Genomic DNA, 12,812 nt, shown 5'->3' on the forward strand with positions numbered 1-12,812 from the left:
TTATCATAATTTGATCTCTAAAGCTGAGCTTGTGCATTTGGACTAAACTAAGTCGGACAGGCTAAGTGATATAACAAGAATAAAAACAAAGTTGTAAGAATTAATATGTTGTTAGAAGCGCTTTTGGATGTCTCCAGCGGTCGTAGGCATTCTCGATATTTCAACCAAACTCGCAGTCATTTTCTTTTTCGTCGTATTCGGATTATCTCCCTCTTACTCGCCTTGATTCAGCCTGCTTGGTTGCTGGTGGATTATTTGCTATTGCCCGAGGATATGCTGCTCTCAATCGCATATGCTCGTGGTCTAACGGCGCTTGCCTGTGTGGGCTTGGCTCTGTGGGGATATAAGCGCTACAGCATGCGTTTAGCGAAGTTAAGACTTGCTTTACTAGTCGTCATTTTGTCTGCTTTTCAGTGTGCCTCAAGCTCCATGTTAATTGCCCATGGTTACGAGTTTACTGTGGCAGGTTATCATTTCTTTCCTTTTATGATCATGACCATGATGGCTGTTTTTCCTTTGTCTATATTGGAGGCGCTGTGTTATGCCGTTGCTCTTTTGCTTGTTGAGTATCTAACTCAATTGTTCCGCGGCTTGGCTGGTACCATTGATGGGATTAACAGTCTCTGGTTGTTGGCTGTATTGGGCTTAATTGCGTGTTGGGCGGCTGTGAATCAACTGAACATGTTGTTGGGCCTTTATCGACAAGCGACACGAGATCCCCTTACTGGTTTGGCAAATAGACGGCAGGCGATGGAGCAGTTAAGTGGCGATATCAAATTGATGAGAGATCAGGGTAAGCCGCTGAGTGTTCTGTTGTTTGATCTAGATAAGTTCAAGAGCTTTAACGATACCTACGGTCATGCCGCAGGTGATATCGTGCTACAGCGTTTTGCTAAAGTGATGCGAAAATCTGCTCGCAAGCGATTGGATTTAGTTTGTCGATACGGTGGTGAAGAGTTCTTAATGGTGCTTCCCGGTTTAGATACCAATCAAGCTGTTGAAGTGGCTGAACAGATCCGCGTAGGTTGTCACGATGAGCAGGTAAAAACTCCTTCAGGAGAACGAATTGGCTTTACTACCAGCATAGGTGTTGCCAGTTTAAAGGCTGAAGATGATGTGGATTCGCTATTGCAACGCTCCGACGATGCCCTTTACAGCGCTAAAGATACGGGCCGAGATAAGGTTAATATTGCTGACTAATTGTTTTAGAAATAAAAAAGCCGGGCACTGCCCGGCTTTTTTATTGGTATAGGGATTATAGATCCGCAATACGCTTGTACTTGATACGTTCTGGCTGATGCTCTTTACCATAGCGGCGTTTGTAATCAGCTTGGTACTCAGTGTAGTTGCCTTCGAAGAACTCTACGTGAGAGTCGCCTTCGTAAGCCAGCATGTGAGTACAGATACGGTCAAGGAACCAGCGGTCGTGGGAAATAACTACCGCACAACCTGGGAAAGCTAGTAGAGCTTCCTCAAGGGCACGTAGTGTTTCGATATCAAGGTCGTTGGTTGGTTCGTCCAATAGTAGAACGTTGCCGCCTTCTTTAAGCAGTTTCGCCATATGCAGACGGTTACGCTCACCACCAGAAAGATCTTTCACGAACTTCTGCTGATCGCCGCCTTTGAAGTTAAAGCGGCCACAGTAAGAGCGTGAAGGCGTTGTGTAGTTGCCTACTGTGATCATGTCCTGACCATCAGATAGTTCTTCAAACACTGTTTTGTCGCCGTTTAGATCGCGAGACTGGTTAACGTAAGCTAACTGTACAGTAGAGCCGATTTCGATCTCACCAGAATCTGGTTGTTCTTCGCCTGCGATCATGCGGAACAGCGTAGATTTACCTGCGCCGTTACCACCGATAATGCCAACGATAGCACCCTGTGGAATCGAGAAGCTTAGGTCTTCAAACAGAACCTTGTCGCCGTAAGCTTTAGAAATACCATTCGCATCGATAACTTTATCGCCAAGACGTGGTCCTGGTGGAATGTAGATTTCCTGTGTTTCATTACGAGATTGGAACTCTTTAGAGTTCATCTCTTCGAACTGCTTAAGACGCGCTTTAGATTTAGATTGACGGCCTTTAGAGCCTTGGCGTACCCACTCAAGTTCGGCAGAAACAGATTTGCGGTGAGCCGCTTCCTGCTTCGCTTCTTGTTCTAGGCGAGCTTCTTTTTGCTCTAGCCAAGAAGAGTAGTTGCCTTCGTATGGAATGCCGCGACCACGGTCTAGTTCCAAAATCCAGCCAGCTGCGTTGTCTAGGAAATAACGGTCGTGGGTAATCGCCACAACGGTACCTGGGTATTCCTGAAGGAAACGCTCGATCCAAGCAACAGATTCAGCATCCAAGTGGTTGGTTGGTTCGTCTAGAAGCAGCATGTCTGGCTTGTCTAACAGTAAGCGACATAGCGCTACACGACGGCGTTCACCACCGGATAGGTGCTTAACTTCTGCATCCCAAGCAGGAAGACGCATCGCATCAGCAGCACGTTCAAGCGCTGTTTCAAGGTTATGGCCATCTTTTGCTTGGATTAGGTTTTCGAATTCAGCTTGTTTCTTAGCTAATTCATCAAAGTCGGCATCAGGTTCTGCGTAAGCTGCATAAACAGCTTCTAGACCATCTAGCGCTTCTTTTACATCAGCAACTGATTCTTCAACGATTTCGCGAACGGTTTTTGTTTCGTCCAGTTCTGGTTCCTGAGGTAGGTAGCCAACGTTGATGCCAGGCATAGGGCGAGCTTCACCTATGATGTCGGTATCTAAGCCAGCCATGATTTTTAGCAGGGTAGATTTACCCGCACCGTTCAGACCCAATACACCGATTTTGGCACCTGGGAAAAAAGAAAGAGAGATATCTTTCAGGATTTCACGCTTTGGCGGAACGATTTTGCCAACGCGGTTCATTGAATAAACGTATTGAGCCATGAAGGGTTCAACTCTTATTTGTTAAATAATTAATGCTCCCGATTTTACCGGAAATTGGTAATTAATATCTATCTTGATCCTGATCAATTTTTGAACTGGCGAGAGTCGAAAGGCTTTCTAAACTGAGATTACGAATCTGCTGTATAGAAAGTAACCACACAATAGAGGAGAGTGATCATGGGTGAACTATCAAGATTTAACAGCCTTTTTGATGATGCTTTCTTGAATCGTTTCTTTGTTCCAGTGACTGCAAACGGTGATGATAAAGTGCCTGCTATAGATATTCATGAATCTGATGCCGGGTACTGTATAAAGGCTGATTTACCTGGAGTGAAAAAAGAGGATGTACAGGTAAGTTTGGAGCATGGTTTGTTAACGATTAAGGCTGAAACTAAAACAGAGGATAAGGAAGAAAAAGAAGGGAAAATAATTCGTCAGGAGCGTCATTTCGGACAATTTGTAAGACGGTTATCTGTTGGTGAAAGTGTTGATCCAGATAAAATTACAGCGAAATTTGATAATGGAGTGTTGGAAGTCAATTTGCCCAAGCCAGACCCGGGCGCTGCTAAAACGGCGAATGTAAAAGTCGAATGATCCTATTCCGATTGTAAAAAGAGCTTGGGGGAGCCCCTGAGCTCTTTTTATTGAATAAAATTGAAGCAGTTTTGCGGATGATTCAAGTGTATCCGCGGAAATGTTTCGCTATAATACGCGCTTTCCCAATTCCCAAATGGTTCTACGCTGGAATGTTCTGGCGGCTTTGCCGTTGTTATTGCAGCTGAACAGGGTTCACATTGTATTCAGGGGACAGAAACTCCAATGTTTAGCAAAGATATGACTATCGCTGATTTCGACGCGGATCTATGGTCTGCAATGCAGGCTGAAACTGTACGTCAGGAAGAGCACATCGAACTGATTGCGTCTGAAAACTACACTAGCCCTCGCGTTATGGAAGCTCAGGGTTCTGCGCTGACTAACAAATACGCTGAAGGTTACCCTAACAAGCGTTACTACGGTGGTTGTGAACACGTAGATGTTGTTGAGCAGCTAGCGATTGATCGTGCTAAAGAGTTGTTCGGTGCGACTTACGCAAACGTTCAGCCTCATTCTGGTTCTCAAGCTAACGCTGCTGTTTACATGGCGCTTTGTCAGCCAGGCGATACTGTTCTAGGTATGAGCCTTGCCCACGGCGGTCACTTGACTCACGGTGCTGCGGTTTCTTTCTCTGGTCGTATCTACAATGCGGTTCAGTATGGTCTAAACCCAGAAACGGGTGAGATCGATTACGCTGAAGTTGAGCGTCTAGCTGAAGAGCACAAGCCAAAAATGATCGTTGCAGGTTTCTCTGCATACTCACGTGTTGTTGATTGGCAGCGTTTCCGCGATATCGCAGACAAAGTAGGCGCGTTCCTATTTGTTGATATGGCGCACATCGCTGGTCTTGTTGCTGCAGGCGTTTACCCATCTCCAATCGGTGTTGCTGACGTCGTAACAACAACAACTCACAAAACACTTGGTGGTCCACGTGGTGGTTTGATCCTATCGGCAAATGCTGATGAAGATCTGCAGAAAAAACTTAACTTCGCTGTATTCCCAGAATCTCAGGGCGGCCCATTGATGCACGTAATCGCTGGTAAAGCGGTTTGCTTCAAAGAAGCTATGGACCCAGAGTGGAAAGAGTATCAAGCTCAGGTTGTTAAAAATGCTCAGGCGATGGCTGAAACTTTCATGAAACGCGGCATTAAGATCGTTTCTGAAGGTACTGATGATCACCTATTCCTTGTTGATATGATCGACAAAGAATTTACAGGTAAAGATGCTGATGCAGCGCTAGGTCGTGCCAACATCACTGTAAACAAAAACTCTGTTCCAAATGATCCACGTTCTCCGTTTGTAACATCTGGTCTACGTATCGGTACGCCAGCTGTAACGCGCCGTGGTTTCAAAGAAGCAGAAGTTACAGAGCTAACAAATTGGATCTGCGACATTCTAGATGACATCAACAATGATGATGTGATCGCACGTGTTAAATCTCAAGTTAAAGAGATCTGCGCACGTTTCCCTGTATACAAGTAAAACAGGGTTCCGGCTGTAAGTTATAGTCGGAAAAATGTACAATCCCCGGGCGACCCAAAAGGTCGCCCTTTTTTGTTCTCAGGCTAAGCTCAGAGAAGATAGACGCTCTTTACACAGGAAAAGTTGATGCATTGTCCTTTTTGTCATGCCAATGAAACCAAAGTGGTTGATTCTCGACTGGTGGCCGAAGGTCAGCAGGTGCGTCGACGCCGCGAGTGTATTAACTGTAATGAGCGCTTTACCACCTACGAAGCAGCAGAACTGCTGATGCCTCGCCTAATTAAGGCTGATGGCTCTCGCCAACCGTTTGATGATGAAAAACTCCGTGCAGGTATTCATCGAGCGTTAGAAAAACGTCCCGTCTCTATCGAAGAGTTCGAAGCTTGTATTAACCGTATTAAACATCGTCTACGTGCGACAGGTGAGCGCGAGCTACCTTCACGCCAGATTGGTGAAGAGGTGATGGCCGAACTACGTAAACTTGATGAAGTTGCTTATGTGCGTTTTGCTTCTGTGTATCGTAGTTTTCAAGATATTAATGAGTTTAAAGCTGAGATCGAACGCTTATCGGAAGAGCATGATATCGAGGGTGCTGCTAAGTGAGTGCGACTTGGTCTGTCTCTGATCGCGAATATATGGCCCGTGCCATTCAGTTGGCGAAAGAGGGGCTATATACCACGCAACCTAATCCGCGTGTTGGCTGTGTGTTAGTCAAACAGGGCAATATCGTGGGTGAAGGGTTTCACTATCGCGCAGGTGAAGGCCATGCCGAGGTGAATGCACTTCGTGCTGCGGGTGAAGAAGCGAAAGGGGCGACAGCGTATGTAACCCTAGAGCCTTGTAGCCATTATGGTCGTACTCCGCCTTGTTCTGAGGCATTAATCAACGCTGGTGTGACGCGTGTTGTTGCCGCGATGGTTGATCCAAACCCTCAGGTTGCTGGTCGTGGTATGACTATGCTCCGTGAAGCGGGTATTGAAGCTACATCAGGTTTACTTGAAGAATCAGCTCGAGCGTTGAACCCTGGTTTTATCAAGCGTATGGGGACGGGTTTACCTTTTGTTAGGGTTAAATCTGCGATCAGCCTTGATGGCCGAACAGCGATGGCTTCAGGTGAATCCAAGTGGATTACTGGCCCTGCTGCACGTGGTGATGTACAGAAGTTGCGCGCTCAATCGTCAGTGATTCTGACTGGTATAGGTTCCATTCTACAAGATGACTCAGCACTGACGGTTCGCGAAGCGCAGTTAAATCTGCCTAATGTTGCGGATGTCGTACAGAAACAGCCATTACGCGTTGTTTTGGATAGCCGTCTACAGATGCCGCTGACTGCTTCCATTCTTAAGCAGCCGGGGCGAACGCTTATTGTTACTTGTTCTGATGATACAATAGCGCAGAACAAACTTAAGGACGCAGGTGTAGAAGTTCTAGTGATGCCTGCTGAAAATGGCCGTGTGGCTTTATTGCCTTTGTTACGTTGGCTCGCGTCTGAAGAGCAGTGTAACGATCTGCTTGTTGAAACCGGCTCTGTATTGGCCGGTGCGTTTGTAGAGCAGAAACTTGCTGATGAACTTCATGTTTATATGGCGATGAAGTTGTTAGGAAGTCAGGCTAAGCCACTATTTGAGCTACCCTTAACTAAAATGTCAGAGCAGGTAGAGCTGCAGATGTTAGATAGCCGCATGTTGGGTGATGATCTAAAACTGATCTTACAGCCTCAATATGGAGAAAATGCATAGATGTTCACCGGTATTATTGAAGCTGTAGGTACGATTGCAGCGATTGAAGAGCAAGCGGGTGATATGCGCTTATATGTTCGCACAGGTCAGTTGGATCTGGCGGACGTTAAACTGGGTGATAGCATCGCCACTAATGGTGTTTGCTTAACCGCAGTAGAATTGCCCGGTGATGGCTTTATTGCTGATGTTTCTCGGGAAACATTGGCTCATACGCGTTTTCATACTTTAGCGATTGGAGAGCGAGTGAATCTGGAAAAGGCATTGATGCCGACCAGCCGCTTAGGTGGTCATATTGTCACTGGCCATGTCGATGGTATTGGTGAAATAGTATCGCGTAGTGAAGATGCTCGTTCCATTCGCTTTAGTGTCAAAGCACCTGCTGCGATTCAACGTTATTTAGCAGCGAAAGGCTCAGTGACGGTTGATGGTATTAGTTTGACGGTAAATGCCCTTGACGGTGACTGCTTTGAATTGAATATTGTGCCTCACACGGCACAAGAAACGATCATGACTGAATATGTCACAGGACGACAGGTTCATTTGGAAGTGGATATCATCGCTCGCTATCTAGAGCGCTTAATTGGTCATGGTCAAACAACTGATAATAATGAACAGAGCGAACAGGGTCTGACAATGGATACCTTAATTGCTCACGGTTTTAACCGCTAACGACGGTACGAAGTTAATGAAATTAAATACCCCGCAAGAATTGATTGAAGATATTCGTCAGGGAAAAATGGTCATCCTGATGGATGATGAAGATCGCGAGAATGAAGGTGATCTTGTAATTGCTGCAGAGATGGTTCGCCCGGATGATATCAACTTTATGGCGACTCACGCTCGTGGCCTTATTTGCCTAACGTTGACGCGTGAGCGTTGTGAGCAGTTGAACTTACCTCTGATGGTACAGAGCAATGGTGCTCAGTTCTCAACTAACTTTACGATGTCTATTGAAGCGGCGGAAGGTGTAACGACAGGTATCTCTGCTGCTGACCGTGCTTTGACTGTACGTACAGCCGTAAAAGCAGATGCCAAGGCAGAAGATATTGTTCAGCCGGGTCATATCTTCCCACTTATGGCTCAGCCGGGTGGAGTTTTAAGCCGTGCTGGTCATACTGAAGCGGGTTGTGATCTTGCTCGTTTGGCAGGTTTTACACCAGCGGCTGCGATCGTTGAGATTATGAATGATGACGGCACTATGGCGCGTCGTCCTGATCTTGAAGAGTTTGCGGAAAAGCACAATCTTAAGATCGGTACAATTGCGGATCTAATTCACTACCGTACTGCTAATGAGCATACAGTTGCACGTGAATCCGAAGGTGTGATGTCTACTGAGTACGGTGATTTTAACTACATTACTTACCGCGACGAAATTCAAAATTGTACGCATCTTGCGATGACCTTAGGTGAGCTGAAAGCTGATGAGCCAGCGTATGTACGTGTCCACAGCCGTACAGAGGTGCTACGTGATGTAGTCGGTGCGGTAGCACCTGGCGATGAGCCGAAATGGACTATGCGTAAAGCATTGGAGCGTGTTGCTAAAGAGGGACAAGGTGTTGTTCTTCTACTTGATACGGGCGACCGTATCGATCTAAGCGATGCGACGGATCTGATGATCAACGGTCGTCAGAAATCTAAAATTAATGTCAGTGCATCAGGCGCTTACCTAACGGTAGGGACTGGTTCACAAATCTTGCGAGACCTAGGTGTAGGTAAAATGAACCTGCTTAGCTCTCCAATGAAGTTTAATGCGATCTCTGGTTTTGATCTGGAGATTGAAGAATATATTCCTTGTGAAGAATAACTGTAACGGTATTTAAATCATGACTGTTAAAACCTTTGAAGGTGATTTTGTAAACGCAGACGGCAACTATGCAATTGTTGTTGGCCGTTTTAATGCATTCGTTGTTGAGAGCTTGCTAGAGGGTGCAATCGACACTCTAAAGCGTCATGGCGTAAGCGAAGATAATATTCGTGTGATCCGTGTACCAGGTGCTTTCGAAATTCCGTTGGCAGTTAAACGCGTTGCAGCGCAGAAGAAAGATGACGCGATCATCGCGCTAGGTGCGGTTATCCGTGGCGGTACTCCACACTTTGAGTACGTATCTGGCGAGAGCTCTAAAGGCGTTGCTCAGGTATCTTTGGATTACGATCTTCCTATTGCGAACGGCATCCTTACAGTAAACAGCATCGAACAAGCTGTTGAGCGTTCAGGTACTAAAATGGGTAACAAAGGTGCAGAAGCAGCGCTTTCCGCTCTGGAAATGGTTAGCTTGCTTAAGCAGCTTGAGGTTTAAAGCCAGATGAGTGACAACGAAAAAAAATCTGCAGCTAAAAAGAAACCTTCGCTAACATCTCAGCGTCGTAATGCTCGTAGCTATGCGCTGCAGGCTTTGTATTCTTGGTCATTAGCTGGTCAGCCTCTGCATGAACTAGAAGCGCAATTCCGTGTAGATAACGACATGCGTGATACGGATGTACGTTTATTCTCTGAGTTGTTGCAGAACGTTGCGGCAACTAAAACAGAGCTTGATGGTTTGTTTACTGACTTCCTTGATCGTCAGATCGAAGAGTTGGATCCTGTTGAATTGAACGTTCTACGTATCGGTGCTTACGAGCTTTCTAAGCGCATGGAAGTACCATATCGCGTCGCTATCAATGAAAGTGTTGAATTGGCGAAGACGTTCGGTGCAACCGACAGTCATCGTTATGTGAACGGTGTGCTAGATAAACTAGCGCAACGTGTTCGTATGGCCGAAATTCGCGCTAAACGAGAAGGTAAAGCGTAAGCTATGCCGCTGGGTGAATTTGAGCTGATACAGCGCTACTTCACACAGGTTTCAGAAGCATCTTCGGATGCTTCTGTTGCTTTAGGGGTAGGTGACGACTGCGCTCTGCTTAATTTGCCCGAGGGTCAGCAGCTAGCCGTTTCTATTGATACGCTTGTTGAAGGCACTCATTTTCTGCCTGATATACAACCAGAGCATCTCGCAGATCGCCTTATGGGTTCTACTGTCAGTGATCTAGCGGCTATGGGCGCAAAGCCTGCTTGGCTGACACTTGCGCTTACTTTGCCGCAAACCGATGCAGATTGGCTGCAACGCTTTAGTTCTCAATTAGGTATACGTTGCCAAGAGTACAGTATTGCACTAATTGGCGGAGATACGACGCGCGGGCCTCTAGCTCTCTCTGCTCAAGTGCATGGCTTTGTGCCTCAAGGGAAGGGGCTTTGTCGTCATGGGGCTAAACCGGGCGATATTATCTGTGTTAGTGGTAACTTAGGTGATAGCCGTGGAGGTCTTGAAGGGTTGCTTAATGGCTTCAATAATGAAACTCATGCAGAGTATTTACTCAAGCGTTTCTATTCGCCTGTACCGCGTATCGGCTTAGGTCAATCGTTAGTGGATTATGCCAGTAGCTGTGTGGATATCTCTGATGGCTTGTTATCCGATTTAGCACACATATTAAAAGCGAGTGGCAATCTAGGTGCGCGTTTGCAGATAGAAGCCTTGCCGGTCTCTTCTCAGCTGGTGGATACTTATGGAGAACAGCAGGCGCAGCAGTGGGCGTTGACCGGTGGTGAGGATTTTGAGCTATGTTTCACCCTACCGCCGGAGCATTTAGCGTTAATTCCTAGTTTGCCAACCTCAGTAGCCGTTATTGGTAAGGTCACAGAGGAGTCAGAGCTCAGTCTGTTTCTTCGAGGAGAGCCTTGTGAAATTTCAGGCTCAGGCTATGATCACTTCCACCAATCCTGATGTTCAAGTAGGCTGTTAGCCGCGATTGTTAGACTAAGCCGTAAAGGAATAACCGTGAATAAAGTACCTAGTAGTGTTTGGAAAAATCCGATCCATTTTCTAGCGTTTGGCCTAGGTAGCGGTGCTGCTCCTTGGATGCCTGGCACAGTAGGCACTTTGGCGGCGATCATTCCTTATCTTTGGTTCCAACACTTGAGTTTGCCGTTTTATCTATTGATGTTGGTGGTTACGACTATCATCGGCATTTGGTTATGCGATCGCACTTCAAAAGATATTGGTGTGCATGATCATGGCGGCATTGTCTGGGATGAGTTTGTTGGCTTTTGGCTGACCATGACGCTTGCACCAACTGGCTGGGAATGGATTGCTCTTGGTTTTGTGCTATTCCGTATTTTTGATATTTGGAAGCCTTGGCCGATCAAATGGGCTGACCAGAAAGTTTCTGGTGGTGTGGGTATAATGCTGGATGACTTGCTAGCAGGTGTTTATGCCGCGGCAATTCTGCAGTTAGTCGCTTATTTTTGGCTTTAAGCGATCGTTTTTAGTCGATCTCCGATTGCTTTAATCATACCTGCAGCATCAAGACCGCATTGTTGAAGTTGCTGTGCGCGAGATGCGTGGCCAATCCAACGATCAGGTATACCTAACATCAGTAAAGGTGTGTTGATCTGTTCTTGATGTAGGTACTCACTCACACTTGATCCTGCGCCGTTAATGATGCTGTGATCTTCTATGCTGACTAATAAGTCATGACTTTCTGCTGCATCTTTAAGGACATTTTGATCTAGAGGCTTAACAAAGCGCATATCGATTAGGGTATAACCTTGGTCGTTTGCAACCTCTTGAGCTGTTTCTAGTAAAGGTCCGAAATTTAGAAGCGCAACTTTACTGCCTTGATTGAGCGTTCGGCTTTGCCCTAGCTCAATTGCCTGCATGGGTGTATCTATTTGTGCTGGAACGCTGCCTCGTGGATAGCGAACCGCAGCTAAGCCTTGATATTGGTAACCGGTGAAAAGCATATTGCGAAGGTCTTCGGCACTTGAAGGCGTCATCAATACAGCTTTTGGTAAGCCGCGAAGCATGCCAATATCAAAACAACCTGCATGGGTTGAACCATCTTCCCCAACTAAGCCAGCTCTATCGATGGCCAGCAATAGATCGAGATCTTGAATGGCCACATCATGGATCAGTTGATCATAAGCTCGCTGCAGAAAAGTCGAGTAGATGGCTACTACCGGCTTAATATTTTGGCAGGCCATACCAGCCGCTAGAGTCAGTGCGTGTTGTTCGGCGATAGCCACATCAAAATAACGGTCAGGAAAGCGCTGGGAAAACTCCACTAAATCTGAGCCTTCACGCATAGCCGGGGTAATGGCTGTCAGGTGTGGGTCTTGTTCGGCTAGATCGCAAATCCAACGACCAAAGACATTGGAATAACTGATTTTCTTCGTAGGCTTTTGGTGAATTGGATCAATCTTAGTAATTGCGTGATAACCAACCGGATCGTCTTCAGCAGGTTTGAAACCCTTACCTTTCGTTGTTACCAAATGAAGGAATTGTGGTCCTGGTCGATTAAGAATGTCTTGTAATACCGGTATGAGTTTAGAAAAGTCATGACCATCAACAGGGCCTGTATATTCAAACTCTAGCGCTTCAAAGAGGGCGGTGGTGGTCTCACCGTCATTTCTGTCTTTAAAGTTTTTTGCTAGATAAGTCGCCAGCCCGCCTTCATTGTGGGAGATCGACATATCGTTGTCGTTCAAGATTACCAGCAGGTTGGTGTTGGTATGTGCTGCATGGTTCAACGCCTCAAACGCCATACCAGCCGTCATCGCACCGTCACCAATTACGGCTACAGATTTACTCTCTATCCCACGGATCTTATCGGCAATTGCCATGCCTAGAGCGGCACTAATCGAGGTGCTGGAATGACCTACACCAAAATCATCATATGGGCTCTCGTCCCGTTTAGGGAAGGGGGATGGTCCCTCTTTCTGTCGGATTTGGGGTAACTGTTCGCGACGGCCGGTTAAGATCTTATGGGGGTAGCATTGGTGACCTACATCCCACACTAAATGATCTTGCGGTGTGTTAAGAACATAATGCAGAGCCACTGTTAGTTCCACCACACCCAGTCCTGCACCGAAATGGCCGCCACTTTGTCCGACGCTGTAGAGTAGATAAGCTCTTAATTGCTCAGCTAGCTCTGGAAGTTGTTCGGGCGTGAGTAAACGCAGAGCGATAGGATTATCAATGCTATCCAACAGAGGTGTGTTAGGGCGTTTACTTGGGATTGTATGGAACATAAAGCTCGATCAG

At 46.4% G+C, this 12,812-nt stretch carries 13 protein-coding genes; 11 read left to right on the plus strand and 2 right to left on the minus strand.

Going from position 1 to position 12,812, the window contains the following annotated elements; all coding sequences use genetic code 11:
• The first annotated feature begins 105 nt into the window (after positions 1 to 105).
• Complete coding sequence (locus ACMXYX_RS01600; RefSeq protein ID WP_415906422.1) at positions 106 to 1,200, plus strand: diguanylate cyclase; 1,095 nt, start codon at positions 106 to 108, stop codon at positions 1,198 to 1,200.
• A gap of 55 nt (positions 1,201 to 1,255) precedes the next feature.
• Here the strand turns inward: ACMXYX_RS01600 and ettA are convergent, their stop codons facing one another.
• Positions 1,256 to 2,920 (minus strand): energy-dependent translational throttle protein EttA, encoded by a 1,665-nt coding sequence (gene ettA / locus ACMXYX_RS01605; protein WP_415886726.1) that lies wholly within the window; start codon positions 2,918 to 2,920, stop codon positions 1,256 to 1,258.
• 177 nt (positions 2,921 to 3,097) lie between these two features.
• Here ettA and ACMXYX_RS01610 point away from each other — a divergent pair, with 177 nt between their 5' ends.
• The 10 genes from ACMXYX_RS01610 (at position 3,098) to ACMXYX_RS01655 (ending at position 11,024) form a co-directional block, all read left to right on the plus strand.
• Positions 3,098 to 3,514 carry an Hsp20/alpha crystallin family protein gene (locus tag ACMXYX_RS01610; RefSeq protein WP_415906423.1) on the plus strand — a complete coding sequence of 139 codons (417 nt, stop codon included), beginning with the start codon at positions 3,098 to 3,100 and terminating at the stop codon, positions 3,512 to 3,514.
• A 225-nt stretch (positions 3,515 to 3,739) separates the two neighbouring features.
• On the plus strand, positions 3,740 to 4,996 hold the full coding sequence (gene glyA / locus ACMXYX_RS01615; protein WP_415883257.1) for a serine hydroxymethyltransferase: 1,257 nt from the start codon (positions 3,740 to 3,742) through the stop codon (positions 4,994 to 4,996).
• Positions 4,997 to 5,122: 126 nt separating this feature from the next.
• Entirely contained in the window at positions 5,123 to 5,599 is a 477-nt protein-coding gene (gene nrdR / locus ACMXYX_RS01620; RefSeq protein ID WP_415902650.1) for a transcriptional regulator NrdR, read from the plus strand.
• Positions 5,596 to 6,735 (plus strand): bifunctional diaminohydroxyphosphoribosylaminopyrimidine deaminase/5-amino-6-(5-phosphoribosylamino)uracil reductase RibD, encoded by a 1,140-nt coding sequence (gene ribD / locus ACMXYX_RS01625; protein WP_415906424.1) that lies wholly within the window; start codon positions 5,596 to 5,598, stop codon positions 6,733 to 6,735. Before nrdR ends, ribD begins: the two co-directional genes overlap by 4 nt.
• Positions 6,736 to 7,404 (plus strand): riboflavin synthase, encoded by a 669-nt coding sequence (locus tag ACMXYX_RS01630; protein ID WP_415902652.1) that lies wholly within the window; start codon positions 6,736 to 6,738, stop codon positions 7,402 to 7,404.
• A 16-nt stretch (positions 7,405 to 7,420) separates the two neighbouring features.
• On the plus strand, positions 7,421 to 8,539 hold the full coding sequence (gene ribBA / locus ACMXYX_RS01635; protein WP_415883261.1) for a bifunctional 3,4-dihydroxy-2-butanone-4-phosphate synthase/GTP cyclohydrolase II: 1,119 nt from the start codon (positions 7,421 to 7,423) through the stop codon (positions 8,537 to 8,539).
• Positions 8,540 to 8,558: 19 nt separating this feature from the next.
• Positions 8,559 to 9,032 (plus strand): 6,7-dimethyl-8-ribityllumazine synthase, encoded by a 474-nt coding sequence (gene ribE / locus ACMXYX_RS01640; protein WP_415883262.1) that lies wholly within the window; start codon positions 8,559 to 8,561, stop codon positions 9,030 to 9,032.
• Between the two features lie 6 nt (positions 9,033 to 9,038).
• On the plus strand, positions 9,039 to 9,524 hold the full coding sequence (nusB, locus tag ACMXYX_RS01645; RefSeq protein WP_415883263.1) for a transcription antitermination factor NusB: 486 nt from the start codon (positions 9,039 to 9,041) through the stop codon (positions 9,522 to 9,524).
• A 3-nt stretch (positions 9,525 to 9,527) separates the two neighbouring features.
• Positions 9,528 to 10,493: a thiamine-phosphate kinase gene (thiL, locus tag ACMXYX_RS01650; protein WP_415906425.1), complete on the plus strand. Its 966-nt coding sequence runs from the start codon at positions 9,528 to 9,530 to the stop codon at positions 10,491 to 10,493.
• 54 nt (positions 10,494 to 10,547) lie between these two features.
• Complete coding sequence (locus tag ACMXYX_RS01655) at positions 10,548 to 11,024, plus strand: phosphatidylglycerophosphatase A (protein WP_415883265.1); 477 nt, start codon at positions 10,548 to 10,550, stop codon at positions 11,022 to 11,024.
• Here the strand turns inward: ACMXYX_RS01655 and ACMXYX_RS01660 are convergent.
• A complete protein-coding gene (locus tag ACMXYX_RS01660) occupies positions 11,021 to 12,799 on the minus strand; it encodes a 1-deoxy-D-xylulose-5-phosphate synthase (RefSeq protein ID WP_415883266.1) in 1,779 nt (592 codons plus the stop codon). The genes ACMXYX_RS01655 and ACMXYX_RS01660 overlap by 4 nt on opposite strands.
• Positions 12,800 to 12,812 lie beyond the last annotated feature (13 nt).

The sequence above is a fragment of the Neptuniibacter sp. QD72_48 genome (genome assembly GCF_047778065.1).
Lineage (GTDB): Bacteria > Pseudomonadota > Gammaproteobacteria > Pseudomonadales > Balneatricaceae > Neptuniibacter.